This window comes from Ruegeria sp. B10 (genome assembly GCF_056539825.1).
In genome coordinates, this window is the sequence record NZ_JBQFVP010000006.1 from 77,144 (window position 1) to 103,498 (window position 26,355).

A 26,355-nucleotide genomic window follows, 5' to 3' on the forward strand; every position below is an offset into this window, starting at 1 on the left:
CTGTTCAAGTCTTCAGGTAGTCCTCAAGACTGTCGTCCAGCGCATCCTTCCAGACCGTATGGTGTGGGGGCGCCTTTGTGCCGGTCATTGGGCTGGTGTAGCCATGATCCCGGAATTCCATAATTCCTTGCTTTTTGTGCTTTTTCCATTCGTAGAAAGCCTGGTTTGCTGCTTCGATGTCGAATGAAGGGTAGTCGGTCTCATTGATGAGCTCGCCAGTGTACGCGCCCTGATACGCGATGCAGGCATAGTCATCTTCAAGAGCGTCTTCGTCGGCCTGTCGTTTCTGCCAATCCGCCTCCATTGTTGCGGCATCCGGCAATGCTATGCGGCCCATTATCACGTCCCGCACCCACCAAGCCTGCGCGTCAAACATGTTGAATGTATACCACTGGTCTTGCATGCCCAAATAAAAGAGATCAGGATTTCCTGTGTACACGACACCTTTATAAAGGTCGTTTGCAGCCAGTCGGTTAGCCGTTTTCAATCGCAAATCATCTGGCAGGAATGGGAAATGATGCTTGTATCCAGTGCACAGAATAATCGCATCTACTTCACGAGAGGTTCCGTCAATGAAGTACGCGGTTTTTCCGTCCACTCTCTCCAGCGCTGGAACTTCCGCCCAATTATCCGGCCAATTGAAACCCATGGGCGCTGTCCGATGTGCCACCGTTACTGATTTGCATCCGTACTTCCAACACTGAGAGCCGATATCTTCAGCAGAATAGGATGTTCCTAGGATTAGGATGTCCTTGTCCTTGAACTCCACCGCGTCCCTAAAGTCATGTGCGTGCAGGATGCGACCTTTATAGGACTCAAAACCGGGATAATGCGGTACATTCGGGAAACTAAAGTGCCCTGATGCTACCACTACCTGATCAAAGATCCTTCGCTCTTCAGTATCACTTAGGGCATCACGAACTGTTACTTCAAACCCGTCTTCAACCGTTCGCACATCTCGCACAACGGTGTTGAATTTAATGTACTTTCGGACATCCGCCTTTTTTACCCGGCCTTCGATATAGTCGAACAGGACAGCACGCGGTGGGTAGGACGCAATGGGTTTTCCAAAGTGTTCTTCGAAGGTGTAATCCGCAAACTCCAACCCTTCCTTGGGTCCATTCGACCAAAGATAACGGTACATTGACCCATGGCAGGGGTTGCTGTGCTCATCCAGTCCGGTGCGCCAAGTATATCGCCAGAGCCCACCCCAATCTGCCTGTTTTTCGTAACAGACAATGTCGGGGATTTCCGCGCCTTTTTCGGCGGCTGACTGAAATGCACGTAGTTGTGCAAGCCCAGACGGACCTGCTCCGATAATACAGATACGTTTGGTCATTCTACCCCCTCGACTATGGTTTGAACGCTACTGGAAGCGGACATTCGAAGTGCTTTGGCCTCGGCGTAATCCGCGGAATGGTACCAGTCCTTTGCAGCCTGATAACTTGGAAATCTAATTACGACGTGCCGATCGCCATGGGGGCTACCCTCATGACTTTCGTTGCGGCCTCCACGCACAAGAAATTCACCGCCGAACTTTTCTACGATCGCCTGAACCATTGCGACATAGGAAGGATACGTCTCAGCGTCTGTCACGCGTATCTGTGCAATGAGGTATCCCGGAACCATATCAGCGCACCTCTGGTTCCGATGAACTGGCGTTCCAGTCCGGCTCAAAGCCCAGAACCTCGGTGTCTTCTGGTAAGGCCGGATTGAACAACCGGTTGTGCGCCATAGTCGCCTGATACAGTGGGTTATTTGATGCCAGTCGCCAGACTTTGCAAGACAGATCAAACACCTGCATGTACGCCTCGAAACGTAGGCGAACCATGTTTGCGTCACGTATGGAGCCTGCCCCTTGTGAACCCGGTGGAAAGGTGGCTGTCAGGATATCTGAGAACTCTGCCGCTTTTTGGTAGTAAGTCGCGGAAAAGAACCGGATCGCCTGATCACGACGCTGAGCCGGATCATTCGTCTTCTTCGCCATGTGCAGCATTTCTGGCGTGACCGAATAACCCGGAGCCTTGTTCAGCAGAGTGATGATGTGCCCAAGCGGTTCGTCTTGTTTTGGCAAATAAAGAGCCGGTGTAATCGCATCATCTGGGCGACCTTGATTGTCGCGCATCGCTATCTGCCTTACTCGGCACTGCCACTTGAGAAACGCAAGGCGCAGCGGCGAAGCAGAATAGCCTTCTCCCAGGACGGTACCCAGTGAACTCATGCGACGTCCTTTTTGATTGGGTCTTCTGTTCGATATGACCTGTCATGAAGTAAGCTGGGAACGCGCGCTGCCGTGGCTTGAACAAGGTCAAGATCCAGTTGGGCGTGGATGACACCGGGAATGTCGCCGCCGTCGGCCAGAACCTCTCCCCACGGACTGATTACAAGTGAATGCCCATAGCTCGCACCGCCACCAGGAACAGGACCGACAGCACATGGGGAAACAACAAATGACGTGTTTTCTATGGCGCGCGCTCGATTAAGAACATGCCAATGCGCTTTTCCGGTAATTTTGGTGAAAGCCGCTGGGCAGCACAGTATTTCCGCGCCTCCCTGCGCAAGATCCCTGAAAAGCCCGGGAAACCGGAGATCATAACAAATCGTGTGACCCACTTTGCACAAAGAGGTCTCGTAAATGCAGGCACGATCCCCCGGCGCTACGGTGTCGCTTTCGCGATAGGTGGCGCCTTCAGCAAGATCTACATCAAACAGGTGTATCTTGTCATAGTACCCCAGAATTTCGCCCAAAGGATCGAGCATATAGCCACGATTGATGATCTTCCCGTCCGGTCCGTCTACAGCGATGGATCCAATGTTCACCCAAACTTTCCGCTCGGCCGCAAATTCTCGCAGTTTGCTCAGTACAAGGTGTTTCGATTCCGGCTGAGATGGTGGGCACAAACGTTTGCCATCTGATGCTAACCCGCCGCAATACTCGGGCAAGAATAGCATTTGAGCACCCGCTCGAACTGCTGCTTCGGCCATCGGCAAGGCCTCGGCCAAAGCACTCTCCATGGTCGGCATGGGCCGGGTTTGGAGGCAGGCGATATTTAGCTGGCGCGGCATGAATTAGAACTTTTTGTAAGCCTTTCTAAGCATGACCAACGGGTGACGGTCGGACATTTGAAACTTCAACAATAGCTCTCGCGCAATCATGTCACGGTCCTGCTGATTGTCGGGAAGTTCGATGCTGTCCGGTATCCGAACCCATCCGTTGATATTTCGGTCAAAGACCGCAGGTTTACCTTCCTCGTAACCCATGTGAATGTCTTCGAGCCAATTCAAGTCGTCCCAGCCCATGAACTCTATGTAGTCCTTGAGGAAAGGCGTGAGCCGGCTGTAATCCGGCACAAGATTCACATCGTATCGGTAGCCAATATGCTGCCCAATTTCTTTCTCACGCTCTGATTCAAGTCCATCCGCATCATTGATGAACTGGTTGACGTCCTTGATTTCAGACCCTCGATACTGTGTTCCGGCCATAGCTCAGGTCTCCTTAAAGGTGATGATAGTCTTCGACGCCGACGGTGTGGCTTGTGCCAGCCAATGGGACTCCGGCCATAGCTGAAGCTTCCATGGTCAGTGCCGCCAAATCTTCAGGCTCAAGCGAATGCAGATGCGTTTTTCCGCAAGCGCGGGCAAACAGCTGCGCCTCAATCGTCAGAGTATGCAGGAAGTTGTAGACACGCTCTGCCGCTTCATCAGGGTCAAGGCGTTGGCGCAGAAGGGGATCTTGTGTTGCTACACCAACCGGGCAACGGCCTGTGTGGCAGTGATAGCAATAACCTGGCTCCGCCCCGATTTCCTCGGGGTAGTTGGCCTCAGGGATGTCCTTGTTACAATTGAGCGCCATCATCGCCGAATGCCCGATCGCGATTGCGTCCGCGCCGAGAGCAATCGCCTTAGCGATATCCGCACCGTTGCGGATGCCGCCAGCGTAGATCAAAGTAATGTCGCCCCGCTTTCCAAGATCATCAATCGCTTTGCGCGCCTGGCGGATTGCGGCCATACCGGGAACCCCGGTATCTTCGGTCGCAAGGTGTGGACCCGCGCCGGTGCCACCTTCCATACCGTCAATGTATATCGAGTCCGGATCGCATTTTACAGCCATTCGCACATCGTCATAGACTCGGGCAGCGCCAAGTTTCAGTTGGATCGGAATTTGCCAGTCTGTCGCTTCGCGTATTTCCTGGATTTTCAGCGCGAGGTCGTCCGGCCCTAACCAATCTGGGTGGCGAGCTGGCGAACGTTGGTCGATACCGGCGGGCAACGAGCGCATTTCGGCAACTTGGTCAGTCACCTTCTGCCCCATAAGGTGGCCACCTAGTCCAACCTTACATCCCTGTCCGATGAAGAACTCGCAACCGTCTGCAAGCACCAGATGGTGAGGATTAAACCCATAGCGCGACTGAATACATTGATAGAACCATTTCGACGAATACCGACGTTCGTCAGGGATCATACCACCCTCGCCCGAACAGGTGGCGGTCCCCGCCATCGTCGCCCCACGCGCCAGTGCAGTTTTCGCCTCATAAGACAAGGCACCAAAACTCATGCCTGTTATGTAGACTGGGATATCCAGTTCCAACGGCCTTTTCGCACGCGGTCCGATGACCGTTTTTGTTTCGCATTTCTCGCGATAGCCCTCAATAACAAAGCGCGTCAGTGTGCCGGGAAGAAAAGTCAGATCGTCCCAATGCGGAATTTTTTTGAACAGCGAGAAACCTCGCATTCTGTAACGGCCAAGTTCGGACTTGATGTGAATGTCGTCCATGACCCGCGGCGGGAAAATGAAGCTGTCTCCGATACGGTTCACATCACGATCGAGAACTTTCTTGGTTGGCGGGTTTCCATCTGCCATGTTTTATACCTTTCAAAGGGTTATCGGGCATCCTTGGCGAGCAAGGCCGTCCCTTAGAGGATGAGCTTTTTCTCGTTCGGTTCGAGGTTGTCGTAGTTCCAGAGCTGTTTGCCCGCGACTACTTTGGTAAAGTGATCGACACCGTTGTCTGGCATCATCCCGTACTGGGTGAGTTTTCTCGTCAACCAAGCCTTGTCGAGGTCGGTCAGTTCAGCCTCAACCGCATCGACGCCTAAGGACTGAATATCGCCCCCGATGTAGATCGTGCCGTCGTACATCGAGTCACCGAGGTTCTTTCCGGCATTGCCGCAAACAACCATCCGGCCGCGCTGCATCATGAAACCAGAAAGCGCACCAGTATCACCGCCTACGATGATCGTCCCGCCCTTCATGTCGATGCCAGTACGTGATCCAACAGAACCTCGGCACACAAGATCACCGCCACGAATAGCTGCTCCAAATGTGGACCCAGCGTTTTTTTCCACAATCACTGTGCCGGACATCATATTCTCGCCGCAGGACCAGCCTACGCGTCCATTGATCCGCACGTTGGGCCCATCGATCAGGCCGACCGCAAAGTACCCTGTCGAACCTTCGACGATCAGGTTGAGCTTATTCAGGATCCCAACACCAAGGCTGTGCATGCCGCGCGGGTTCTTGATCACAATGGAACCGTAACCTTCTTCCATCAGCGACCGGATATTTGCATTGACCTCCGTCGCGGTCATCTCGTCGCAATCAAGCTCAGTCCGTTTGTTGAAATCAACGTCAGGTGCCCAGGGATAGGCAAACCGTTCGGTCGCATCAGGGTCGAATTCGATATACATGGACCGCCCTGTTAGCTGATCAGTTGTCATGCCCAAAGCTTTGACCCGTTCCTCTTGGGTCATTCCCTTCAGGTTTGCATCGCTTACGCTTGCCATACGCGAACCTCCTCGTCGTAGGGATCGGTAGTGTCGATTTCATGAGGCAGGATCGCGCGGATCGCGACCTCTTCGGAGGCCATGGCGATTAGGTCGTCGCTCTCGTAAAGGACCAGCGGTTTGGCAGCCATTGTGTCCTTGGCCATGCCCAATTGATCCTTGGTGCAAACAAGATAGGTGAAAACACCATCGATCTCATCAATCGAACGCCTTAGGCTTTCCTCCAGCGTTACGCCGTTGGCAAGGTTGTGCGCTGTGTAGACTGCCAGCAACTCGCTGTCGCAGTTCGACATAAAACGGTGCCCTTTCCGTTCCATCTCGCGACGCATAATCCAGTAGTTTGTAATTTGCCCGTTATGAACGACCGAGACGTCGTTGTACGGGAAGGCCCAATAGGGATGCGCGGATTTGATATCGACGTCGGACTCTGTTGCCATCCGAGTGTGGCCGATACCATGCGTGCCCCGAAAATCACTCAGGCCATAGGCTTCGGCGACAACGGATGCATCGCCGAGATCCTTGATCAGCTCCAAACCGTTTCCAAGCGAGAGGATCTCAACATCATTGATCTCCTCGATGTGTTCCGCCATCTCCCCTGTATTTCCGTCGTGGGTCAAAACATAGCGCAGCGCATAAGGACGTACGCGTTCCTTGTGCTTTACGTTCGCGCCATGCTCTTCAAGGATCGCGTCGACCTGAGCCAGACGCTCTTCCAGAACGTCATGGATGCCGCGACCGCGATCCATGTCCTCTGCTTCCGCAATCTTGACCCGCATCACATAGTCTTCTGCATCTTCGCGATAGACTGCATAGCCGGTTGAATCCGGTCCACGATGCTTAAGCGACTGAAGCATTGCCGTCATCTCACCGCCGACATTCGACGCTCCTTTGAGATGAATTAGTCCAACAATTCCGCACATTTGACCTGCGCTCCTCCTGCAAATTCTTCAACTAGCTGGTTTGATGGTTGGGCTGGCGTCGTGCGAGACTCGCCCAAAAGCCTCCGGTTAAGGCAGGCACTCCATATACATTTCGTTATCCCATTCGGTGACGGTGGACATGAAGCGTGCAAACTCATCGCGTTTGTACTCTTCGTAAAGGCGGTACATCTCGCCCGGCATGCCACGCTTGACCACCTCGTTTGCATCCAGATGATCCAAAGCCTCGCCAAGGGACATCGGAAGCTTCTTCACTTCTTTACCTTCGGCCATCGCCTCATAGATATTGCGTTCTTCAGGCTCACCAGGATCGAGATTGTTATCCAGCCCGTCATCCATGGCCGCCAATAGAGTTGAACCCATAATGTATGGGTTCACCATCGAGTCGACTGAGCGATACTCAAAACGTCCCGGCGCCGAAACGCGAAGGCCAGTCGTTCGGTTCTGAAAACCCCAGTCTGCAAATACAGGAGCCCAAAAACCTGTATCCCACAAGCGCCGATAGGAGTTCACAGTGGAACACCCAATGGCCGTCAAAGCCTGGAGATGGGTGACAACCCCACCGATGGCCTTCAACCCTTCCTTTCCGGGCATCTGAGGATCATCGGTGTCGGGCATGAACGTGTTCTCACCACCCTTCACGTACATGTAGTTTTCTTTCATCCCTGGCAAATCGTCCGGATCGTTGCCGGTGCGAACGAACTCGTCTTCGCCGCCTCTCCAAAGACTCATGTTGTGATGACAGCCACTGGCTGAAACACCCATGAAAGGTTTCGTCATAAAGCAGGCGAAGATTCCGTTCTCGCGCGCCACCTGCGCACAGATTTGGCGGTATGTTGTCAACCTGTCGGCGTTGCGCAACACGTCGTCGAACATCCAGTTCAGTTCAAGCTGGCCTGGCGCATCCTCATGGTCGCCTTGGATCATATCCAAGCCCATCTGGCGAGCATATCGGATCACCTGCATGGAAACAGGTCTTAGACTCTCGAACTGGTCGATGTGATAGCAGTATGGTTTTGAAAACCCGTCGCGTGGTTTGCCGTCTTCGTCAAACTTCAGCCACATCATTTCGGGCTCAGTGCCGATCCGCAGCTTTGTTCCATGTTTTTTGGTGAATTCTTCATGCAACCGACGCAGGTTTCCGCGGCAATCTGAAGTAAGATAACCACCCGGATTTTCTTTTTCCTCTCGGTTCCGGAACAATGTGCAATAGAAACGCCCGATCGTAGGAGCCCAGGGCAGTTGCATAAACGTTTCCGGTTCAGGAATGCCTACAAGTTCAGCTGCTTCCGGACCATATCCAAGATAGTTGCCAGCACGATCCGTGAAGAGGTTTACCGTCGCCCCGTAGACAAGCTGGAACCCTTTCTTGGCAACGGTTTCCCAGTGATCAGCTGGGATACCTTTCCCCATGATCTTTCCAGTGACCGACACGAATTGAAGGTAGAGATACTCAATGCCTTTGGCATTGATCATTTCCCGTACCTGCTTGATTTTCTCATCGCGTCCCGGCGCGTCTACAAATCTTTCAAGATCGGTGGCCACTTTCTATCTCCTTGCTGGCTTGACGGAGCACTCTTCCGGCGCTCTTCAATGCGAACTTGGTATTTCTGTTAACTCCACGGATAAGGGCTGTTGGACACAGGGTGCAGTTCACCCTTGGCGAACCGATCAAATCGGAACGGCTCCAGAAGTTCCTGTCGTTCCCCAAGCACTTCGTCCGCAATCAGGTGACCAACACCCAGCATTTTCCAACCGTGGTTACTGTCTGCAATCACTGTGACGTTTTCTCGGAAATGATCGAAAACCGGGAAACTGTCCGCCGTGAAACAGCCGATCCCTCCCGATGCTTCCTTGTGGTACTTTGGCATCATACCTTCATAGCGTGCCTGACAATGGGCGAGTGCACTCACCCACATATGAGCAAATTCATGGCTTGAAACAAATTCCGGAGAAGACGGTCCGTAAGGATCGATTTGCACTTCGTCTACGGGGGTTTCAACTTTGTAGGGGCTCGCCCCTCCCTGGATACCTCCAAAATGCCAATCGGGCTTGTAATAGATGCCCCACATCTCTTGTGTGATAATGGAACCATCGACGGTCGATTTCAGGGGCGCATCGGTATCCACATGTATGACTGGCGCAAGGCTACCGTCATCAGCCCGCCCGATGTTCGGATCAATATTCAGCACGCCTTCTTCAAGTTGCCAAAAGCGCCACATATCTACGCCTTCGTGCACCTCACCTTGCAGATCCTTAACAGTAATCTGGCCGGGCAAGTCGAGCATTGACCAGAAGTTGCGGACCCAGGGGCCAGCACCGATGATGACGCGTTCACATGAAATTTTGCCCTTGTCCGTTTCAACGGCCTGAATCGCACCAGACCCGTTCATGGCTTCGAAGCCGACGACCTCGACCCCGGTAATGATACGGACACCAAGCGCTTCGACCTTTTCCGCAAGTGCGTACATTGTCTTGGTTTGATTAGAAAAACCACCACGCTTTTCGTGCAATACGGATGTTATTTTTTGGGCTTGCCAGTCCCCAAAATAGCCACGCATGTACGACGTGCAGGCGTTTTCACCTTCAATGAAGACGCTTTCATAACCGATCGCCTGCTGCTGTGCATAAATCGACCCCACGTCTTCGCGCATGCTTTCGGAAGATATTTGCATGTAACCGACGGGGTGGTACGATAGCCCTTCTGGATCACTTTCCCAGACATCAACCGAATGGGCCATGAGCTTGCGCATTGCAGGCTGGAAATAGTTGTTGCGAACTACTCCGCAGGCAATCCCAGAAGCTCCTGCAGCGATACCGCTTTTATCCAGAACGACAATGCGGCCCTCAATTTCTTCGCCACGTTCTTTCAACCTTTCAGCCAGCTTCCAAGCCGTAGATATGCCATGGATACCTGCACCGATGATCACGTAGTCTGCATGTTGAGGGAATGCCATGAGTTTCCTCGTCATTGGGTCACGCTAGGAAGAAGAGCCGCACCGCAAACCAAAATCAACAACTTTTGAACCAATAATTGCCTTTTGGGGCAAAAACTGCAAAATTGGTTTATTATTGGACTAAAAAATGGATCACAAATGGGAAGACGAAGTTTCTCCGACGTTGCAACAGAGCTGAGACGTGCGATCGAAGAAGGAGAATTTCAGCGATTCGAGCGGTTGCCGCCGTCGAGAGTATTGGCGGAAAAGCTAGGGGTCGCGCGAAACACGCTGCGCGACGCGCTTTACCAACTCGAGAAGGAAGGGTTGTTGGAAACCCGCGCCGGGAGCGGCACGTATGTTACGGCCGCAAAACAGGATGTTGTTCCACCGGCCGTTGAAGAAGCTACTCCATTGGAACTGATCGACGCCCGCTTTGCTTTGGAACCACATATCTGCCGCCTAAGCGTTCTGCACGGTAGGCGAGAAGACTTTGAGGCACTGGAAGCGCTTTGCACACAAATGGAGGCGGCTCAGACCGATCCTGTTTTATTTGCCGAGGCAGACACGGCTTTTCACCGCAGGTTGGCCGCGTCGACGAGAAACAACCTTCTAATTTGGTTGATTAGTCAGATTAATACAGTGCGATCCTTGGACGAGTGGACCCGCATGCGTCATCTCACACTCGAAGAAGAGATTATCCAACAATACAATGCGCAGCACCGCGAAGTTCTCAACGCATTGCGCTCACGTGAACCCGAGCGCGCCGCTGTCAAAATGAAAGAGCATCTAGAAACTGCACGATTGTCGCTTATGCGTGCAGCGGAAGCGTAGTGCGCTTGCCCAGTCCAAACCTAAGGTCTCTCGGCGCAATCTGTGCCGGAGTATTTGGCGTACTACCCGATTCTGCGCTGGCAAGTGAATGCGAGACAGTCGACGCGTTGAACCGCTTTACCGCTTCGGGTACGGCACCCGAAGGCGCAGTTTGCGCAACCTATTTATCGTCTTTTTCGACAACCGGAGTTTCCTGTTACTGGAGCCACGCCTATAGGAGCCCTTCCGCAGAAGATCAGGCTTCGGCAATGTGGACCACGCTGACGAAATGCAGAAATGGCAGTCTTTTGAAGCCAGATGAGCAGGTGAACCACCCCGACAGCTACGACCTAAGGGAATGGGCGCATGAAAAAGGTGTTTATGCTATTTCTATCAAAGACAAGGCTGGCCAAAACAGAACGCTCGTCTTCCTTCGTTTCGAGCCAGGTCGAGCACAACACTTTGACTGATTACTGAGCCTGCGCGGAGGTTTGCATCCAATTTATGTAGAGTCGTTCTGCCATAGCATTGAACTCCGGCATATGCTTAGAAACATCGGCAGCAAGACGCCCGGTGGCGTTTTCGCCCAAAGCGTCATCCAATGCCGACCGGTACTCGGGGATTTCGGCCCAATTGGAAACCGTGTCTTTTTCTACTTCGATGTGGAATTGCGCAGAATAGGCACGCGTCCCCCATTTCATAGCTTGAACGGCGCAGTCTGGCGAAGTTGCAAGGCAAGTTGCCCCCGGAGGCATCTGCGTAACCTCTGCCGAATGCCATTGAAGACATGGAAAGCGATCTGGCAAACCATCCAGTATAACGCCAGAAGCTCCTTCCTCGGTAAGCTGAACGTCCATAACACCGATCTCAGGTGTCTCAGATGGCCCCACGCTTCCGCCCAAGGCTTCGGCCAATAACTGATGCCCCAGACACAAGCCTAGAAAAGGCAGACCTCTGACTTCTACAGCCTCGCGAATGAAAGCCTTTTCGTCTTTCAGCCATGGATGAGCGTCTTCCTGCCAAACGTCCATGGGACCGCCCATCACCCACAGACCTTCGTATCCGTCCAGTGAAGGCAATTGTTGTTTCTGATCCAGTTCGACCACATCATAACTGTGACCGTCCTCTCTAAGGAAATTGCGGAAAACGCCTGGATGTTCGACGGTCGCGTGCTGCAATACTAGAAGCTTCATAGCCCTTCCTTTTTCAGGTCAACTTAATTGTAGAACGATTTTTTCCTGTTGCGAAAGGTCGTGGGTGTTATCCACCAACTCAACAAGTGTCTCCCGGCCACAAACAGACAGCGACAAACACAACCTGCGGTTCGACGTCAAAACGAGTTTACTTTCGTCAAAACCCAGAGGCTTCAAAAAGACCAAAAAAAAAACCGGTCCATGCAAACCACTAGCTATTGAACAAAAACCTGCGAAGATCGGGCATGCGTAGACTAACCATACTGGTACTGTATTCATCGTTGCTGATGCCAGCGCTTGTACGAGCAGAACCGTGCCGACTGGCGCTTGTACTTGCGTTGGATGTATCTGGCTCCGTAGACGAAGTTGAATATGCGCAACAATTGAATGGTCTTTCCTACGCACTGAACAACGCCGAAGTACGGGCAACTATTTTGAAGGAACCTGAAACCCCGGTTCACCTTGCTGTCTTTGAATGGAGTTCCCAAAATCATCAGTTTTTGATTCAACCTTGGACAATACTAGACAGTCAGAACGCGATCGACGCCGCTATTGATCGAATTCGGTCGTATCGCAAGAAGCGTGCAGGCTTAAAGACGGCGCTTAGCACTGCACTATTGTTTGCAGGCGAACTTCTCGAAGAAAAAAAGGAATGCTGGCAAAAGACCGTGGACGTGTCGGGAGATGGCAAAAACAACATAGGCCCACCTCCTAAGCGCGTTTACGAACTCAATATTTTTACGAACGTAACAGTCAATGCTTTGGTTGTGGGGGATCCGAAGCCAGAAAAAAAAGGCAACGTGGGTGAATGGTTAACTCAAAATGAGCTTCAAAGATATTTTGAGCGTGAGGTTATCCATGGGAGTGCAGCATTTGCAATGATTGCGAATGGATACGAAGACTATGCTCAAGCGATGAAAAGAAAACTAATAAGGGAAACCACCCTACCCGTTTTTGGCCACAGCGGATACCCGCCTCGCTAGACCTTACGTTTGAATGGACTGGCTACTTTGGATTTTTCATGCGAGATGCTTGGAAAACGGGTGAAAAAGAATTCAACGAACGGCGCATACACAAGTGGACTATTCGTAAATTGCTTCGGGCAACGGCCAGAAACAGGAAATCCGGTGGCAATTGTGACCCGATATCAAAAAGCCTCTGCAGGAGTAGACATTGGTAGATGTTTTGGTCTCAATACACTATCCTAAAGGAATAACATGGCCGCACAGTGGACCAAGCTGCCGATCGTTGTTGAGTAAAACCCGTTTTTTTTTGGCGGCGATAACTGCTTTCGCCAAAAATTGACTTGGCCTAATTGTCATTGCCCGGCGCTTTTTCCGCAGCTTCTGCATAGACGGCCACCAAACATCCGGTTTCCGTGTAAGACGAGTGCTCCGTCCCGGCTGCGAGCCAGACGACATCGCCTTGCCTGTAGGTGGTTCCGTCGTTGTCAATCAATTCGCCATCAACGATAAGAAATTCTTCCGCTCCCCCGTGTCGATGGGGTGTCGACCGAGCACCGGGTGCCATTCGGTAGATGTAAAAGCCAACATCTCGTTCTGAGTCGGGATTCAATTGAATGAAATGGGTGCCGGTTTCATTCAATCCTGAAGGATCGTAAGGTGAAAAGGCGGCGTCGTCGTAAACATTGGCGACTTTTCTTTGATTTGGCTTAATGACTTTCATTTGTGCCTCCTTCCATCAACAGTGATCAAACTACATGATGTCTAGGTGTTTTACACTGGGCAAACGGTCTAGGCGCTGTTTGGATAATGATGCCTTCCCAAGGCTCGGTGCGAACAATCACCAAAGTCATGCGAACGACCACAATGCGAACAAAGACGGCTTTGGTTAAAAGCTATTGCTGTTTCGCTGAACGTGACGAAAGATAGATCACATGAACGACTACTCAGTTTCCGCTGAACTCGACGAGACAATGCGTCAATGGCGACAACACCTGCATCGAAACCCTGAATTTGGTTTCGAAGAAGAGGACACCGCACGCTTTGTTACCCAAAGACTACGTGAGATTGGCATCGAGGAGATTGAAACGGCTGTAGGCAACACGGGCGTTGTTGCCACGTTGCGCCTTGGAACCGGCGGCCGCACAATCGCGCTTCGCGCTGATATGGACTGCTTGAAGATCCAGGAAACCACTAATCTGTCCTACTCCTCGGCTAAACCAGGGCTCATGCACGCATGCGGCCATGATGGGCACACTACCATTCTGCTGGGTGCGGCGGCGGTCTTGGCCAGTGAAGGCGGTTTTGACGGTGCCGTAAAATTTGTGTTTCAACCCGCTGAAGAATGGGGTCAGGGAATGAACGCGATGATCCGTGACGGCCTCGGGTCGCGTTTCCCGTTCGACGAGATCTACGGCTTACATAACAAACCCGGATTGCCGGTGGGATCGTTTGAAGTGCGATCCGGGCCTTTCATGGGGGCGGAAGATGGGTTCCGGATCGTCGTGCGTGGTAGTGGTGGACATGCTTCTCGTCCACACGATTGTAAAGATGCAATCTTATGCGCTTGTTCGATTGTGAGCGAACTGCAAACTATCGTGGCTCGGGTGATTGACCCAGCTGAACTTGCTGTAGTCTCCGTTACGTCGATAGAGGGTGACAACGTGAAGAACGCGATCGCCAGCGAGGCCACAATAGAGGGCGATTGCCGTCATTTCAGTGACGACGTTAGTTTGCAGATCGAAGAAACCATGCGCCGTATCGCTGAAGGTACAGCCAAAGCTCATGGTTGCTCTGCCGAGATACGCTACGATCGGGTGTTTATCCCCCTAGTTAATGACGATCGTGCAACTCAGCACGCAATAGTAGCTGCAGAAGCAGTATTTGGACCTGGCAAAACCAACTCTAGAGCGCATCGCATGGGAGCTTCTGAGGATTTCGCACAGGCGCTAAGGTTAGCTCCGGGTGCATTTGTCAATATTGGAAACGGAAATAGCGCCCCATTGCATAGCCCCGAATACGACTTTAACGACGATGCAATCGTGCCGGGCGTCGAGTGGTTCGTGGAATTGGTCCGAAATCGCCTGCCGGTCACGACATCCCAAAACGAAAATGGCTAACTTCCAAGTAGGAAGAAAATGAACCGATCCAATTTGGGCTCAAAGTCGTCATCCGACGGCATTAGCGATTAGACCGGTTCGTGGCGCGGACTTTGCCGCCATCCACTCAGCGCACAACAGTGCCCGCACCCGGCAGCAGCAGACATTTAAGTCGAAAAACGAGGTGATATTGTGCGATGTCTGCTTTCACCGAGACCGGGCATTCAGCAAAATAGGCTTTATGTCCGAATTGCGGACAAAGCTGCAAGATGGAAAACTAGTTGGCGTCCCAATCTACTGATATCCGTCCGGGTCGTTAGGGGTGTTTAACAATGTGCCTTCAAACGCGTCGAGATCATCATTCATTTGCAACCAAGGCAACTTGCTTTGGTTGTTAACGTGAAAAGACGGTTTGAAATTTTCCGGGCTTTCGAGCGACGCAGCATAGAGGTGCATACCACCTGGATAGTGATCGGCTTCGAACCCAATTGGTGACCCGCAAGTTCCACAGAAGTGCCTACAAACGCCTTTAGAGCTTTCATAGGTGCGTGGTTTATCACCAGTCCATTCAAAGTTTTCTATCGGCACACCGAACCAAGCAACCACCGGCGCGGCGCAATTTCTACGGCAGTCGTCGCAGTGGCAATAGCATGCCCATGTTTGATCACCGTGGTAAACCCAGCTTGTTTTTTTACACAGACAATAACCGCGAGTCGTCATTCGATTTTCCTCCAAACCACTGAGAAAATAGAGCGTAATCAAATCTTGGGGTGGATTTTTTGGGACGTTTCATCAGCAGAAAACGTCGGAACTCAGGGTCAATTTGGGCGCACACCGGTCATCCGACGTTTTATGCGGGGCTTGCTAACTGGACCAATGGCGGCTCCGCGTACCGAACGGGTTTTCCCTCAAATCAAGAACTGACGGATCGTTTGAGCAGCTATTCTATCCAAGTTCAGTACACCTAAGCTGATGCTAACTCTAAATGATATGCTCTTTCTGCACTGCGTAGAACGCGGATCATATTGATTCAGATCAATGCTATAACTCTAATTCACATCAGAATGCTGGAATGCAAGTTCAGGCCTTCGCTGTCGAATGTTCTTGCAGTCGGTGTTTGTTTGGAGGGTACAATGCAACGGCTTCCCACATGGAGAACCGCGTTCTTAAGCTTAGCGTTTTTGGCGGCACCTATGGCAGCACATTCCAGCGACTGGAGTTTCGAAGCCACTATTTACCTCTTCATGCCAGAGACCGAAACGTCGCTGGACACTCCACGAGGCAACATCGATGCCACGCTCAGTTTTTCGGACGCGCTAAGCAACTTGGACCTTGCGTTTATGGGTACAATTGCTGCCAGCAATGGACGGTGGAGCTTATTGGCTGACTACAACTACACCGACCTTTCTTTCGGAGATGACACACCTGGCACCGCATTTTCCGGGCTGGACACGTCGCTAAAGACGCAGTTTCTGAGCGGCTATGTTGGTTACCGGGTCTATGAAGATTCAACTGTACAGGTCGACGTTGCAGGAGGTTTCAGGTGGTTTAGTACAGAAACTCAGTTCACGCTGTCACCCGGAGCGTTGCCAGGGCGTACAACCACTGTGGACGCAGACTGGACTGACCCCGTTGTCGGAGCCCGTGCTCGGTTTAAGTTCTCAGACAGGTGGACCGGCACGGCGTTTTTAGACTATGGCGGATTCAGCAGCGACAGTGAGACCTGGCAAGTGTTGTTGACCGCGGATTACTCAATAAACGAAAGATGGATGATTAGAGGCGGATATCGCTACATCACGTTCGATCACGAGATCAACGGCAACGACTTTACATTCAGTCAGTCGGGGCCGGTTATCGGTGCGACATACCGCTTTTGATTACCACCTGAAGAACTGTGTGCAATTGTGCGTGCGTGACACGGGTGCGATAGCGCTACACGAAGCAATGGATTTGCAAAGACTGCTGTTTCCGCGAAAGCTTGAGACAGACAGTTCTTGTTTGGGGTAGGAGCAGCTATTCCCTCGACCACGCTGGATGTCCACTTTGTAGACGATACTATCATTTGCTTGGCAGGGCCCATAGTTTGCTATGCAATTGTAAACTCGAGCTCTTCTAAAGACTGCCTTTCAAACAAATGATGGCCTCTTGGCGACGCCACTCACTCCACGTCACCAAGAGGCGAACCAGACAAATCTGGCGAATGCGTGAGCAACAGAGGTAATACAAATTTGCCACGCATTCGAATACTTGAATCCAAGATGCAACAATTCAAGTATTTTTACGCGCGGGAAGAATATTTTTATCGCGCGGACCATGCTTGCGTGAGTATTAGATCTCGCAGTCCTGCTTTTGAAAGTAGGGGCGAACTATGCAGGTAGTTGGTTACCAATTGGGAAAACACTGTCGTGAAGCAGTGGCCACACCAATCTGGTTAACTTTGCTTGCCCAAATACGAGTTCCAGATAGTCTGGGCAGTCCCATGACCAGACTATGGCCCGCGCTGTCTGTCATCCCAGATCCTGACGGCGCGGGTATTTGGATCACCACCACATTTTGCCCTGCCTTTAAAGTATTTGAATGAGGCAGGTCTGGTCATGGGCAAAAGCTACGCAACAACCCTACCCCGCTCAATCAAAGTTCTTCTGACAAGACCTCTTCGACATTCCGAAGCGCAAGCGGGAAACGGATGTACAACATTGCTGCAAGGCGGATGATCTCGGGGCTGGTTTTGAAGTACTTGAATGGCGATTGTTTAATCATGCGCGAAGGCCACGAGAGCACCCTGCCCCGCTCAAGCAAAGTTCTTCTGACAAGACCCTAAATCTCGCTATAGCCGAGCCTCGAAAGGGCACTAGCGACAGCAGGTTCTGTCGGATTCAAACTTCCTTCGCGTGCCCATTTTTTGATGCATATTTCCGTTTCTCTGGGCTTAACAAATTCACTATCTTTAGCCAAAATTACTAAGGCAGCCTCACGAGGTGTAAGTCCCATCGCCTCACAGACTCCCATTGCGTAGAGTTGGTCATCTCTTTCACTTACTACCGAAGATACCTTCATGGCCGAGAGCGCCATATCTACACCGATTTCATAAACCATTGTTACTAAAACACCCTTTTAACCCAGTGATATGAAGTACAATGGACTTGGTGCTCGAAGCTTTGGTAAGGATTACGCGAACATTATTTATTCTTAATCAGTAGGCACTCTGAGATGGAACAACTATTGGATCGTTTCGTCTGCGGTTCTCGAAACAGCGTTTTGCGATGCATTCAATAACTTTCCTTGCCGCATTGGAAACAAACACGTTTGCATTTACACGCTGAAGTCTTACAAGAACACTTCCTTGTAGTACTTCGCGTCCACCCGTTTCCACTCGAGTAAAAGATCGTCGCAATCGGCAAAGTACCAACCCTCTGAATAGTTCTGCGCCATCTTGGTTGCACTGCGCCTAATCCGGGTCGCTTTCTGCCCGGGATAGCGGTCGTTCACGCTAGGTGCAGCGAATGACCGCTCCGAGCCCAAGGCGGAATCCCATCGTTAGGTCTAACTATTCAGAGAAGTGGAAAACCCCAAATTCCTCTCGGGTAAAGGTCTAAGGTTTGCTAGACAGCGTCACCAAGAACGCAACCAAGTCTGCAATCTCCTGCTCGGATAAACTCAATTTCGCGAGTATGGCTTCACCATCAGAGTGCAACCGTTCCATGTCAATTTCGCTGTAGTGTCGGATTACCGCATCCAAGTCGACCAAGTTGCCGTTATGCATGTAGGGCGCTGTTTCGGCTACGCCCCGCAGGCTGGGTGTCCTGAAGGTTCCAAAGTCAGAATGGCTCCTGCGCACACCGCGAACTGCCCAAGCCCCTTGCTTATCCGGATCGTCGCTCCAATCCCCGTCCAGGGTATATTTGCTTGATAGTAATATGTTCAATCCGCCAAACCGCCCTTCGTCTACTTCGGCTCCGTTTAGAAAATATGGTACGCCGGCGTCGTGGAACTCGTTGTTGGAGAATCTTGGACCGTTGTGGCAAAACACACAATTGCCGCGTCCCAAGAACAACTGAAGACCTCGCTGTGCAGCTTCAGGATAGTTCGCCGCCTCGGCAAAATCGCTGCGTTCCAGCGCGTCTCTAAAATCGTCAAATTGTGTCGGTTCTGTAATTAAAGTTTCCAGGTAGGCTGATAAAGCTTTGGCCGTGTTTACCAAAACCAATTCTGGGTCTTGCTTTTGGATCTCACCAAAAATTTTCTCAAAGTCATAAATATACGGACTGTCAGAAATTGCTGCTTTCAGACTCTCTCTATTGTGCGCCATCTCTTCGTCTTCGATGATGGGATGTAAGCTGGCGGCCCAGAGGTTGTCACTCTTGCCGCCCCAACCGTACCATCGAAGACCCGCTAGGTTTCTCAGAGATGGCGTGTTCCGATCTAGCAGAATCCGGCCGAATGCGCGCGCTTCTTTCGTAGTAAATGCCTGCTCAGGATCATGGCAACTTGCGCAGGCAAAGGCACCATCGACGGACAACAACGGATCGTTGAACAAAGCCTCGCCGAGCGCAATCGCGCTGGCATCGTTTGAAACTCTGTTACTTGGATCCGGCTGCAAAGATGGTGGCCACGGTCCGAAGGAAAGCGTTTGTTCAATTTCGTCTTCAGACAACAAAACTTCTGCATTCGCGGCACTTGCCAAGACCACCAACGCGACTGACACCCAAAGCCTCATCTCAGCTCAAGCTCACTTGTATAGGAAACCGATTGCCCATTGTAGTCGACGTCCACTTGCAGTTCCCACAAACCTGGCATGTGAAACAACAGGTCATCGATACGGAATTTTCCTTCGTCCAACGCCGTTACCTTGGGAGTGTAGTTTAAACCGTGTTGGTGAGCCGGCATGATTGCATCGACAAGTATTTCCCTCACGGGAGTTTCATTGCAGACTTCGATTAGAATGGAAAACGGTTGAGCCAGTGGAATGACTCCTGACGAGACATAGACCTCAGGTGCGTTTGCGGCATCTGAAGCTGCGCGTTGCCCCACCGCTTCACACGCAGCGACCGGCCCTGATGAAATCAAAAACCAAAAAGCCCAGAGGTTCATTCTGTTGCCAGCATACGTTCCGCGTTTACGTACGCAATATTGTCTGCAATCTGATTTGGAAGAAGGCTTAACCATTCACGCGAATAGTCGGCATGAGGGCCAACGTAGTACCAACGCTCTGGGGCGAATGTATCCGTGCCAACCATAAAACGATCGGGATGTGCTTCAAACGCGGCCTTCCAACCAGGGTCGACGCGGCCCTGTGAAATCATACCTGAACGAAACGCTAGATCGGCCCAGAGTCTAGGGTGGGTGTCCAGGGCGTCGACCACACTTTCAGGATCGACAAAGCCTGAATGGGCCCACAAAACGCGGGCTTCGGGCCATGTTTCGAAAATCAGGTCAACCGCCTCGCGATCGCCGTGGTGATGCAGAATTAAATTCCGTTCTTTTGCCAAAGCGATCATATGCTGGATGACCGGCGTTTTGATATCATTGCCATAAGCGTGAAACTCGCCGATGGCTTCGTATTCGTTCTTCGCCAGATTTGTTTCCAGATAGTCGACTACAGTTTCGTCGTGCATCCAGGTGTTGATCTCTCCGCGACGACGGTAAGGACGAAGTGCCGGGACAACGATATCTGGCGCTGCGTCCAAGAGCAGTTGAGTACCATTGTCATCAGAGCTGGAAACAAGCGCCTTTCGCACGCCAGCATCCCGCAAAATCCTAGCCACTTGTTCAGGTGGGACCAGCTCCACAGCGTCGTGACTGTAGTGAATATGCGCATCAAAGATTGGTCGGTCATCTGCGGTCGCTGTACCGTTCAAAACGACTAAGGCAAAGAGAAGGAGATATCTTAGCACCGTAAGCTTCCTCATTTGAACTATTGCATTTCTGACAGTGGTGTATCGTAGCAGAACGTCCAGAGCCTACGACGATCGGCCAGTATAAAGCCAATCATTTTGCCAGTTGATTTTGGTCGCGTAGAACGCCTGCTTTGTCCGCAGAGCAATCATTCGTCGCAACTCTTTTCAATGTCTGCTTTGCGGAACAAACGGTCTCAGCGTTTTTCTCGAGTGTTGCGACCAAGCGCTACTCATCCAAGAAACGGGTATTGTTTTTTGGTTTGCGCTTATCCAAGCGGTCGACCGCCTATACTTCTCAGAACTAGCGGCTTGTTGCTCGCATCGAGGCGCGATGAATTCTTAACTCATTATTATTGCGGATTTTTGTAACGCTGGGTCGGGGTGCACCCAATCTGCGGCGGCTTTCACTCGGCTGTCGCTCAAATTGAACATGAACATTCACAATGCGCGCTGATTACCTCGGCGCGTGGCAAGAGAGGTGCGCTATGAAGCAGAGCTCCGCAAGAAGACAACCAAGAGACGATCGACAAGACCGCCGGTCAAACGAGAACTTCGAAGAGCGCGGTGATCGTCAACGTGAAGATCGACATGGCCGAGACGAAAACCCACGTTCCGAAGATGTAAGCGAGATAGTAGCTCGCGCCGTAGATGGAACCGGCAACAACGCGGCGAAAGTTGACTGGGGTTCTGCCGGACAGGACCTACTTAGACTGGCACCAAACAGTTTTGTGGATGGTATCGGAGAGATGGACGTCAGCAGACCAAATCCACGTGCAATCTCCAATGCGGTTGTTGCCCAGGAAGGTGAGATTCCCAGCAGTTTTGGTATCAGCGATATGGTTTGGGCCTGGGGTCAGTTTATTGATCATGACCTTGACCTGACCGAGGGCGGAGACACCGAATTCGCTCCGATCGTCGCCCCTGTGGGTGATACTGTTTTTGAGCCCGGCGGCGTAATTTCCTTCTTCCGGGCTGATCCGGTTGAAGGCAGTGGCGAGGATTTTGAGCGCACATATCACAACGAAATCACGGCGTTTATTGATGGCAGTATGCTTTATGGCTCTGACCAAGCTACAGCCGCCACACTGCGTGATGGAGCCTATCTGATACTGGACGACAATGGGTTGCTAGTTCAAACCGAGGATGGCGGTGTTCTTGCGGGGGACGTACGCGCAGCAGAGAATATCGCGCTGACGTCTCTGCACACACTGTTCGCGCGCGAACACAACCGGTGGGTGGATACACTTGCAGAACGACAGCCTGGTTTGTCCGAAGAAGAGCTTTTTGATGCAGCCCGCATGCGGGTCGAGGCAGAGTTGCAGGCGATTACCTTCAACGACTTCCTACCAATCCTCGTCGGTGAAGAAGCTATCTCTAGTTATTACGGATATGATCCGACGATCAATCCGGGTATCGCAGTCGAATTCTCAGCTGCGGCCTATCGGTTTGGCCATTCTCTTTTGTCGTCAGATCTGTTGCGTCTTAACGAAGATGGCAGCAGCATCGCGGAAGGGTCTATTGCGCTGCAGGATGCCTTCTTAAACCCGCAAGCCATTGAAGACGCAGGGGGAATTGATCCAATCCTACGCGGATTGATGGGAAGCACAGCCCAAGAGCTTGATACTATGGTCGTCGAGGACGTACGTTCCTTCCTGTTTGCTCCCGATGGGTCCTTCGGGCTGGATTTGGCATCGATCAATATTCAGCGCGGTCGAGACCTTGGCGTCGCCAGCTACAACGACCTGCGTGAAGCGTTCGGTCTGGAACGGGCGGAAGACTTCTCGGGCGTGACATCGGATGCCGAAATAGCGGCAACGCTTTCGGACCTTTACGACAGTGTTGACGACCTAGACGCCTGGATCGGCGGGCTGGCCGAAGACCCCGCAGACGGCGGTATTCTAGGTGAAACCTTCTCGGCAGTGATAGTCGATCAGTTCCTGCGTCTGCGGGATGGCGATGCCTATTGGAGTGAAGCCGGGTATCTGAACAAAAGTGACGTAAAGGCCCTCTGGGATACGACTCTGGCGGATGTGATTGCGGCAAACACTGGTATCGAGCATCAGCAAGAGGATGTATTCTTTGCTGCTGGACGTATCGGCGGAACCAATGAAAACGATGTTCTCACTGGGACCGATGACCGCGATCTCTTGATTGGCTTTGAAGGCGATGACGTAATCACCGCAGCAAACGGCGATACCGTGGTTGGCGGTAGCGGAACCGACCGGTTTGTCTTTGAAGAAGGCGGAGCATTCATCGCTGACTTTAGCAAAGCAGATGACGATATGATCCAGATTGATGGCAGTGCCTCGCGTGTTTTAATCAGCTACGAAGTGGAGGACGACGAAATCACAACGCTGCTAACGTTGTCATACGGTCGTCGAAGCGAAGTCGAGGAACAGGAAATCCTGATCGCTGGAGACATCGTGGAGGCGGATGATCTAGAGACACAGATCTCGATCAGCGTTGACCACAGTAGCCTAGACTTGATTGCCTAGATGCTGACGAGAGGCAACACTTTGGCAATTGACTAAGACTTCATACACAGTCAGAAAATTTGCCTCTGGTATTCGCAAACAGGGCCTGCTCTGTTTGCGATTTTATCCACTACCTTTGTCATGTTTGGAAAATAAGTTGGCCAATAAATCCGCATTTAGTTCCGACGGGATAAAGTTCTCGGTACACGGCGAATTCACAGACGATACCATGGTGTTTCAACGCGGTTTGTGCGACACCGCTCAATTTCCAATTGAGGCTTTTCCGAAGGACACAATTACAAGTGTTGCCGCGATGGAATTTCGCGGACATGGCGACTCAGAAACCGGGCCTGTTGATGACTTCTCGATCAGACAATTCACAGACGACACAATTGCGCTCATAGAGGCAAAGGCTTCCCGTCCTGTGGTAATCGGTGGTATTTCCATGGGTTCTGCAGTTGCTCTGCGTGTGGCAGCTAAGCGACCTGAGCTTATCCGAGCATTGGTGGGGTGCTGTCAGACGAATTCGAACCAGTGTCAGTTTGCTGCGAAAACCGCGCACCTATCCGGAACAAAGTTGACGCCACTCGGCGAGAGCGGCGGCGCGGGTCAGCTTGAAGGTGTCCCGGCTGGTCAGCGATCTTTCCTGGTTGAAGTGATTGTAGACGGAGGAATGGACGGAGGCGAATTTCTGTAGACTTCGCATGCGCCTGAAACGCTGCATCGCGCGTTCGCGTCGTCGAAACGGGAGGTGCGAATTCTCGACTCGGTTGTTGAGCCACCTGCCCGTCTGTTGTTTTTCAAGCGCGCCCATTTCTCTGAGCGCAGCCTTGTAGGAAGCGAAGCGATCTGTGACGATCTCTTCGGCACAACCATGCCGCTTCATCAATTTCTTGAGGAATTTCAGTGCTGCAGCTTTGTTTCGACGCTTCGTGACAACGGCTTCCAGCACCTCACCTTCGTGATCAACAGCCCGCCAAGATAATGCCGCTTGCCGTTCACTTTCACGAATACTTCGTCCACGTGCCACTTCCATTTTGAAAAGGCTCGGAGTTGCTGAACCCGTTTTCTTCGGATCTCTGATGCAAACATCGGGCCGAAACGGTTCCACCAATATCGGACGGTTTCGTGGCTCACCTCAATTCCCCGTTCGTGCAATAAGTCTTCCACATTTCGAAGCGAGAGCGGGAAACGGTTGTATAGCATCACCGCAAGGCGGATGATCTCTGGGCTGGTTTTGAAGTATTTGAAAGAGACAGGTCTGGTCATGGGTAAAAGCTACGCAACCGCCCTGCCCCGCTCAAGCAAAGTTCTTCTGACAAGACCAATCCCGCTGCTACACTCCTAATCTGGCTGAAACTAAAATAGTCTGAAACCCAGCGACTGACACCGCGGCGTGCAAAGCAGTCAATTTATGTAAGACCGGGAAAACATGGCGCTTGAAGAACCTTTCACAGAACTCAAAATAAGAACTCAGGGAACTGGCTTTTACAAAGGATATAGCCTGCCGATTGCGCTGGTAAGCAAACTTTCGGTTTCTCTGCTCGTTCTCTGGGCGCTGGTTTGGCCACTATCTGCGAACGATACACTGCGATCCTGGAAGTCAGGAGTGCTGGCCGAGTTCAACACATTCTACAACCTTTCCGTTGGATTATTTGTATTTTTCCTTTTCCTTATCGCGCTCATACCTTCAACCGGCCGAATGAGGCTGGGTTTAGAAGATGAGAAACCGGAATTTTCAAACTTCTCTTGGTTTTCGATGATGTTTGGGGCGGGTCTAGGCGTGGGCCTAATGGTCTATGCAACCGCCGAACCACTCGGCCTTTGGGAAACAAATCCATTGACTATTTCCGGGGAAGTCGCACCCAAAAGCGAGGACGCTATTGATGGAGCCTACCGCTATACCTTTTTGCACACCGGATTTCACGCCTGGGCAATATACGTCGTCACCGGCCTTAGCCTTGCCTATTATGCGTTTACAAGAGGCATGCCGCTAACAATCCGCACCGCACTGACCCCATTGCTTGGAGAATACTCAAACGGTGTTGCAGGCCATGTGGTCGATGTACTCGGCGTCGTTGCGACAATACTCGGCGTGGCGGTAACGATCGGTTATGGCGTTTCTCAATTGGTGGACGGTGCGTTTCTAATTACCGGTGCGAATTGGCTTGTTGAAAAAGAAGTAACCAAAGTGATCCCGTCGACCGCCGGCCTAATTACGGCGTTGATCGTTGTTATGATTATGTCGACACTCTCAGCCGTCTCTGGCGTGGGGCGTGGTGTCAAATACTTGTCAAATATTAATCTTCTCTTTTCACTGGTATTGCTGGCGGTATTCATTGTTTATGGTTCATTCGCTTTTGCGGCGACGACCTACGCCACAGCACTGGTTGACTATATCAAAAACTTTGTCCCGCTGAGTTTCCAAGCTTTTCGACCGATTTCCGAAGGCGAGTTTGGCTCCGCATTGCCAGCTGAGGCTGCGCCCTTTGTCGGCGAACTCTTCGCGGGTGCAACTGATCCCTGGGGAACAAAAGCAACCTATCTTGAGGGTTTGAGCAACGATACAGCCGATCTTTCTGACGCGACCAAGACTGCAGCTTATGACGCGGGCACACGAGGCAGGTTGTTCGGATGGCAGGCCGGATGGACTACATTTTATTGGGCATGGTGGATCGCGTTTTCGCCCTTTGTCGGCCTTTTCCTAGCGCGTATCTCCAGAGGGCGAACCGTACGCGAGTTCATATTTGGCGCGGTCATTGCCCCGTCCCTCGTTTGTTTCGCGTGGATGGCCATTCTGGGTGGAGCGGCCATCGACCTGGAACTAAATGGGAATGCAAGTGGATCAATCCTCGCAGCTTCAACGACGGCAACCCTGTTCGTCACATTGGGGGAAATGATATCGGGCAACTTGCTCGCGGTAGTGAGTGTCATGTGTGTGCTCTTAACCATGACATTCCTTGTCACGTCCGCCGACTCTGGCATCCTTGTGATGAACACGATCATGTCCGGCGGGTCTGAAAACACCGGCCTTCTTCATCGTATCCTTTGGGGTGTTCTTCTGACTCTTGTAATTGGAACTCTGCTGATCGCTGGCGGCGGCGGATTGGAAGCATTGACCAATTCGATGATCATCGGGGCATTGCCGTTCAGCGTCGTTTTGCTACTGATGTGCGTCTCTCTGGCCAAAGCAATGATCAACGACTTGCGCCGATTGAACCACAAGACTCGGACGGGTTCGTGATTGCCCGTGGCTAGT

At 51.8% G+C, this 26,355-nt stretch carries 24 protein-coding genes and 3 pseudogenes; 8 read left to right on the plus strand and 19 right to left on the minus strand.

The genetic code is table 11. The features are described 5' to 3' along the window. Nucleotides 1–4 precede the first annotated feature (4 nt). The 10 genes from ACR0J4_RS09850 to ACR0J4_RS09895 all read right to left on the minus strand — a co-directional run bounded on the left by ACR0J4_RS09850 (nt 5) and on the right by ACR0J4_RS09895 (nt 9,679). Nucleotides 5–1,339 carry a flavin-containing monooxygenase gene (locus ACR0J4_RS09850; protein ID WP_170642931.1) on the minus strand — a complete coding sequence of 445 codons (1,335 nt, stop codon included), beginning with the start codon at nt 1,337–1,339 and terminating at the stop codon, nt 5–7. Next, complete coding sequence (locus ACR0J4_RS09855) at nt 1,336–1,629, minus strand: DUF1330 domain-containing protein (protein WP_170642932.1); 294 nt, start codon at nt 1,627–1,629, stop codon at nt 1,336–1,338. Before ACR0J4_RS09855 ends, ACR0J4_RS09850 begins: the two co-directional genes overlap by 4 nt. Before the next feature lies 1 nt (nt 1,630). After that, a complete protein-coding gene (locus ACR0J4_RS09860) occupies nt 1,631–2,221 on the minus strand; it encodes a hypothetical protein (protein ID WP_170642933.1) in 591 nt (196 codons plus the stop codon). Further along, on the minus strand, nt 2,218–3,066 hold the full coding sequence (locus tag ACR0J4_RS09865; RefSeq protein WP_170375244.1) for a carbon-nitrogen hydrolase family protein: 849 nt from the start codon (nt 3,064–3,066) through the stop codon (nt 2,218–2,220). Before ACR0J4_RS09865 ends, ACR0J4_RS09860 begins: the two co-directional genes overlap by 4 nt. A gap of 3 nt (nt 3,067–3,069) precedes the next feature. Then, on the minus strand, nt 3,070–3,483 hold the full coding sequence (locus tag ACR0J4_RS09870) for a hypothetical protein (protein ID WP_170375242.1): 414 nt from the start codon (nt 3,481–3,483) through the stop codon (nt 3,070–3,072). A gap of 13 nt (nt 3,484–3,496) precedes the next feature. Then, nucleotides 3,497–4,861, minus strand: a complete 1,365-nt coding sequence (locus ACR0J4_RS09875) for an FMN-binding glutamate synthase family protein (RefSeq protein WP_170555555.1) — start codon at nt 4,859–4,861, stop codon at nt 3,497–3,499. Between the two features lie 53 nt (nt 4,862–4,914). Then, nucleotides 4,915–5,784 (minus strand): GltB/FmdC/FwdC-like GXGXG domain-containing protein, encoded by an 870-nt coding sequence (locus tag ACR0J4_RS09880; protein ID WP_170642934.1) that lies wholly within the window; start codon nt 5,782–5,784, stop codon nt 4,915–4,917. Further along, nucleotides 5,772–6,704, minus strand: a complete 933-nt coding sequence (locus ACR0J4_RS09885) for a class II glutamine amidotransferase domain-containing protein (protein WP_170642935.1) — start codon at nt 6,702–6,704, stop codon at nt 5,772–5,774. The genes ACR0J4_RS09880 and ACR0J4_RS09885 overlap by 13 nt, the downstream gene beginning before the upstream one ends. A gap of 87 nt (nt 6,705–6,791) precedes the next feature. Further along, nucleotides 6,792–8,267 (minus strand): glutamine synthetase family protein, encoded by a 1,476-nt coding sequence (locus tag ACR0J4_RS09890; RefSeq protein WP_170375234.1) that lies wholly within the window; start codon nt 8,265–8,267, stop codon nt 6,792–6,794. 68 nt (nt 8,268–8,335) lie between these two features. Continuing rightward, nucleotides 8,336–9,679, minus strand: a complete 1,344-nt coding sequence (locus ACR0J4_RS09895; RefSeq protein ID WP_170642936.1) for an NAD(P)/FAD-dependent oxidoreductase — start codon at nt 9,677–9,679, stop codon at nt 8,336–8,338. 84 nt (nt 9,680–9,763) lie between these two features. Here ACR0J4_RS09895 and ACR0J4_RS09900 point away from each other — a divergent pair, with 84 nt between their 5' ends. Together ACR0J4_RS09900 and ACR0J4_RS09905 are read left to right on the plus strand one after the other, a co-directional pair. Further along, nucleotides 9,764–10,492: a FadR/GntR family transcriptional regulator gene (locus tag ACR0J4_RS09900; RefSeq protein WP_480668460.1), complete on the plus strand. Its 729-nt coding sequence runs from the start codon at nt 9,764–9,766 to the stop codon at nt 10,490–10,492. A gap of 107 nt (nt 10,493–10,599) precedes the next feature. After that, nucleotides 10,600–10,941, plus strand: coding sequence for a hypothetical protein (locus ACR0J4_RS09905; protein ID WP_170642937.1), 342 nt, complete (start codon nt 10,600–10,602; stop codon nt 10,939–10,941). On the opposite strand, the gene ACR0J4_RS09910 is transcribed toward ACR0J4_RS09905, so the two are convergent. Further along, nucleotides 10,942–11,664: a type 1 glutamine amidotransferase gene (locus tag ACR0J4_RS09910; protein ID WP_170642938.1), complete on the minus strand. Its 723-nt coding sequence runs from the start codon at nt 11,662–11,664 to the stop codon at nt 10,942–10,944. A 245-nt stretch (nt 11,665–11,909) separates the two neighbouring features. Between ACR0J4_RS09910 and ACR0J4_RS09915 the strand changes: the two genes are divergently transcribed. Continuing rightward, the gene (locus ACR0J4_RS09915; RefSeq protein ID WP_170375226.1) at nt 11,910–12,647 is read left to right on the plus strand and encodes a DUF1194 domain-containing protein; all 738 of its coding nucleotides are present in this window, start codon (nt 11,910–11,912) and stop codon (nt 12,645–12,647) included. Between the two features lie 328 nt (nt 12,648–12,975). Here the strand turns inward: ACR0J4_RS09915 and ACR0J4_RS09920 are convergent, their stop codons facing one another. Next, nucleotides 12,976–13,350, minus strand: a complete 375-nt coding sequence (locus tag ACR0J4_RS09920; RefSeq protein ID WP_170375224.1) for a cupin domain-containing protein — start codon at nt 13,348–13,350, stop codon at nt 12,976–12,978. Nucleotides 13,351–13,561: 211 nt separating this feature from the next. Here ACR0J4_RS09920 and ACR0J4_RS09925 point away from each other — a divergent pair, with 211 nt between their 5' ends. Beyond that, nucleotides 13,562–14,746, plus strand: a complete 1,185-nt coding sequence (locus ACR0J4_RS09925; RefSeq protein ID WP_170642939.1) for an amidohydrolase — start codon at nt 13,562–13,564, stop codon at nt 14,744–14,746. 273 nt (nt 14,747–15,019) lie between these two features. On the opposite strand, the gene ACR0J4_RS09930 is transcribed toward ACR0J4_RS09925, so the two are convergent. Continuing rightward, nucleotides 15,020–15,445 carry a GFA family protein gene (locus tag ACR0J4_RS09930; RefSeq protein WP_170474643.1) on the minus strand — a complete coding sequence of 142 codons (426 nt, stop codon included), beginning with the start codon at nt 15,443–15,445 and terminating at the stop codon, nt 15,020–15,022. 473 nt (nt 15,446–15,918) lie between these two features. On the opposite strand from ACR0J4_RS09930, the gene ACR0J4_RS09935 reads away from it, so the two are divergent. After that, nucleotides 15,919–16,602: an outer membrane beta-barrel protein gene (locus tag ACR0J4_RS09935; protein ID WP_480555611.1), complete on the plus strand. Its 684-nt coding sequence runs from the start codon at nt 15,919–15,921 to the stop codon at nt 16,600–16,602. A gap of 763 nt (nt 16,603–17,365) precedes the next feature. On the opposite strand, the pseudogene ACR0J4_RS09940 reads toward ACR0J4_RS09935, so the two are convergent. The 5 genes and pseudogenes from ACR0J4_RS09940 to ACR0J4_RS09960 all read right to left on the minus strand — a co-directional run. Further along, nucleotides 17,366–17,485 (minus strand): annotated as a pseudogene (locus ACR0J4_RS09940) (IS6 family transposase); the annotation flags it as partial. Between the two features lie 57 nt (nt 17,486–17,542). Next, nucleotides 17,543–17,821 carry a hypothetical protein gene (locus ACR0J4_RS09945; protein WP_170642941.1) on the minus strand — a complete coding sequence of 93 codons (279 nt, stop codon included), beginning with the start codon at nt 17,819–17,821 and terminating at the stop codon, nt 17,543–17,545. A 496-nt stretch (nt 17,822–18,317) separates the two neighbouring features. Further along, nucleotides 18,318–19,430 carry a cytochrome c peroxidase gene (locus ACR0J4_RS09950; RefSeq protein WP_170642942.1) on the minus strand — a complete coding sequence of 371 codons (1,113 nt, stop codon included), beginning with the start codon at nt 19,428–19,430 and terminating at the stop codon, nt 18,318–18,320. An 8-nt stretch (nt 19,431–19,438) separates the two neighbouring features. Then, the gene (locus ACR0J4_RS09955; protein WP_170642943.1) at nt 19,439–19,816 is read right to left on the minus strand and encodes a hypothetical protein; all 378 of its coding nucleotides are present in this window, start codon (nt 19,814–19,816) and stop codon (nt 19,439–19,441) included. Then, nucleotides 19,813–20,619 (minus strand): amidohydrolase family protein, encoded by an 807-nt coding sequence (locus ACR0J4_RS09960; RefSeq protein WP_170643052.1) that lies wholly within the window; start codon nt 20,617–20,619, stop codon nt 19,813–19,815. Before ACR0J4_RS09960 ends, ACR0J4_RS09955 begins: the two co-directional genes overlap by 4 nt. Nucleotides 20,620–21,107: 488 nt before the next feature. Here ACR0J4_RS09960 and ACR0J4_RS09965 point away from each other — a divergent pair, with 488 nt between their 5' ends. Continuing rightward, nucleotides 21,108–23,117, plus strand: coding sequence for a peroxidase family protein (locus ACR0J4_RS09965; RefSeq protein WP_170642944.1), 2,010 nt, complete (start codon nt 21,108–21,110; stop codon nt 23,115–23,117). A 208-nt stretch (nt 23,118–23,325) separates the two neighbouring features. Continuing rightward, a pseudogene (locus tag ACR0J4_RS09970) lies at nt 23,326–23,556 on the plus strand (alpha/beta fold hydrolase); the annotation flags it as partial. Nucleotides 23,557–23,658: 102 nt separating this feature from the next. Here ACR0J4_RS09970 and ACR0J4_RS09975 read toward each other — a convergent pair. Next, nucleotides 23,659–24,365 (minus strand): annotated as a pseudogene (locus ACR0J4_RS09975) (IS6 family transposase). Between the two features lie 163 nt (nt 24,366–24,528). On the opposite strand from ACR0J4_RS09975, the gene ACR0J4_RS09980 reads away from it, so the two are divergent. Continuing rightward, nucleotides 24,529–26,340: a BCCT family transporter gene (locus ACR0J4_RS09980; RefSeq protein ID WP_170642945.1), complete on the plus strand. Its 1,812-nt coding sequence runs from the start codon at nt 24,529–24,531 to the stop codon at nt 26,338–26,340. Nucleotides 26,341–26,355: the final 15 nt, after the last annotated feature.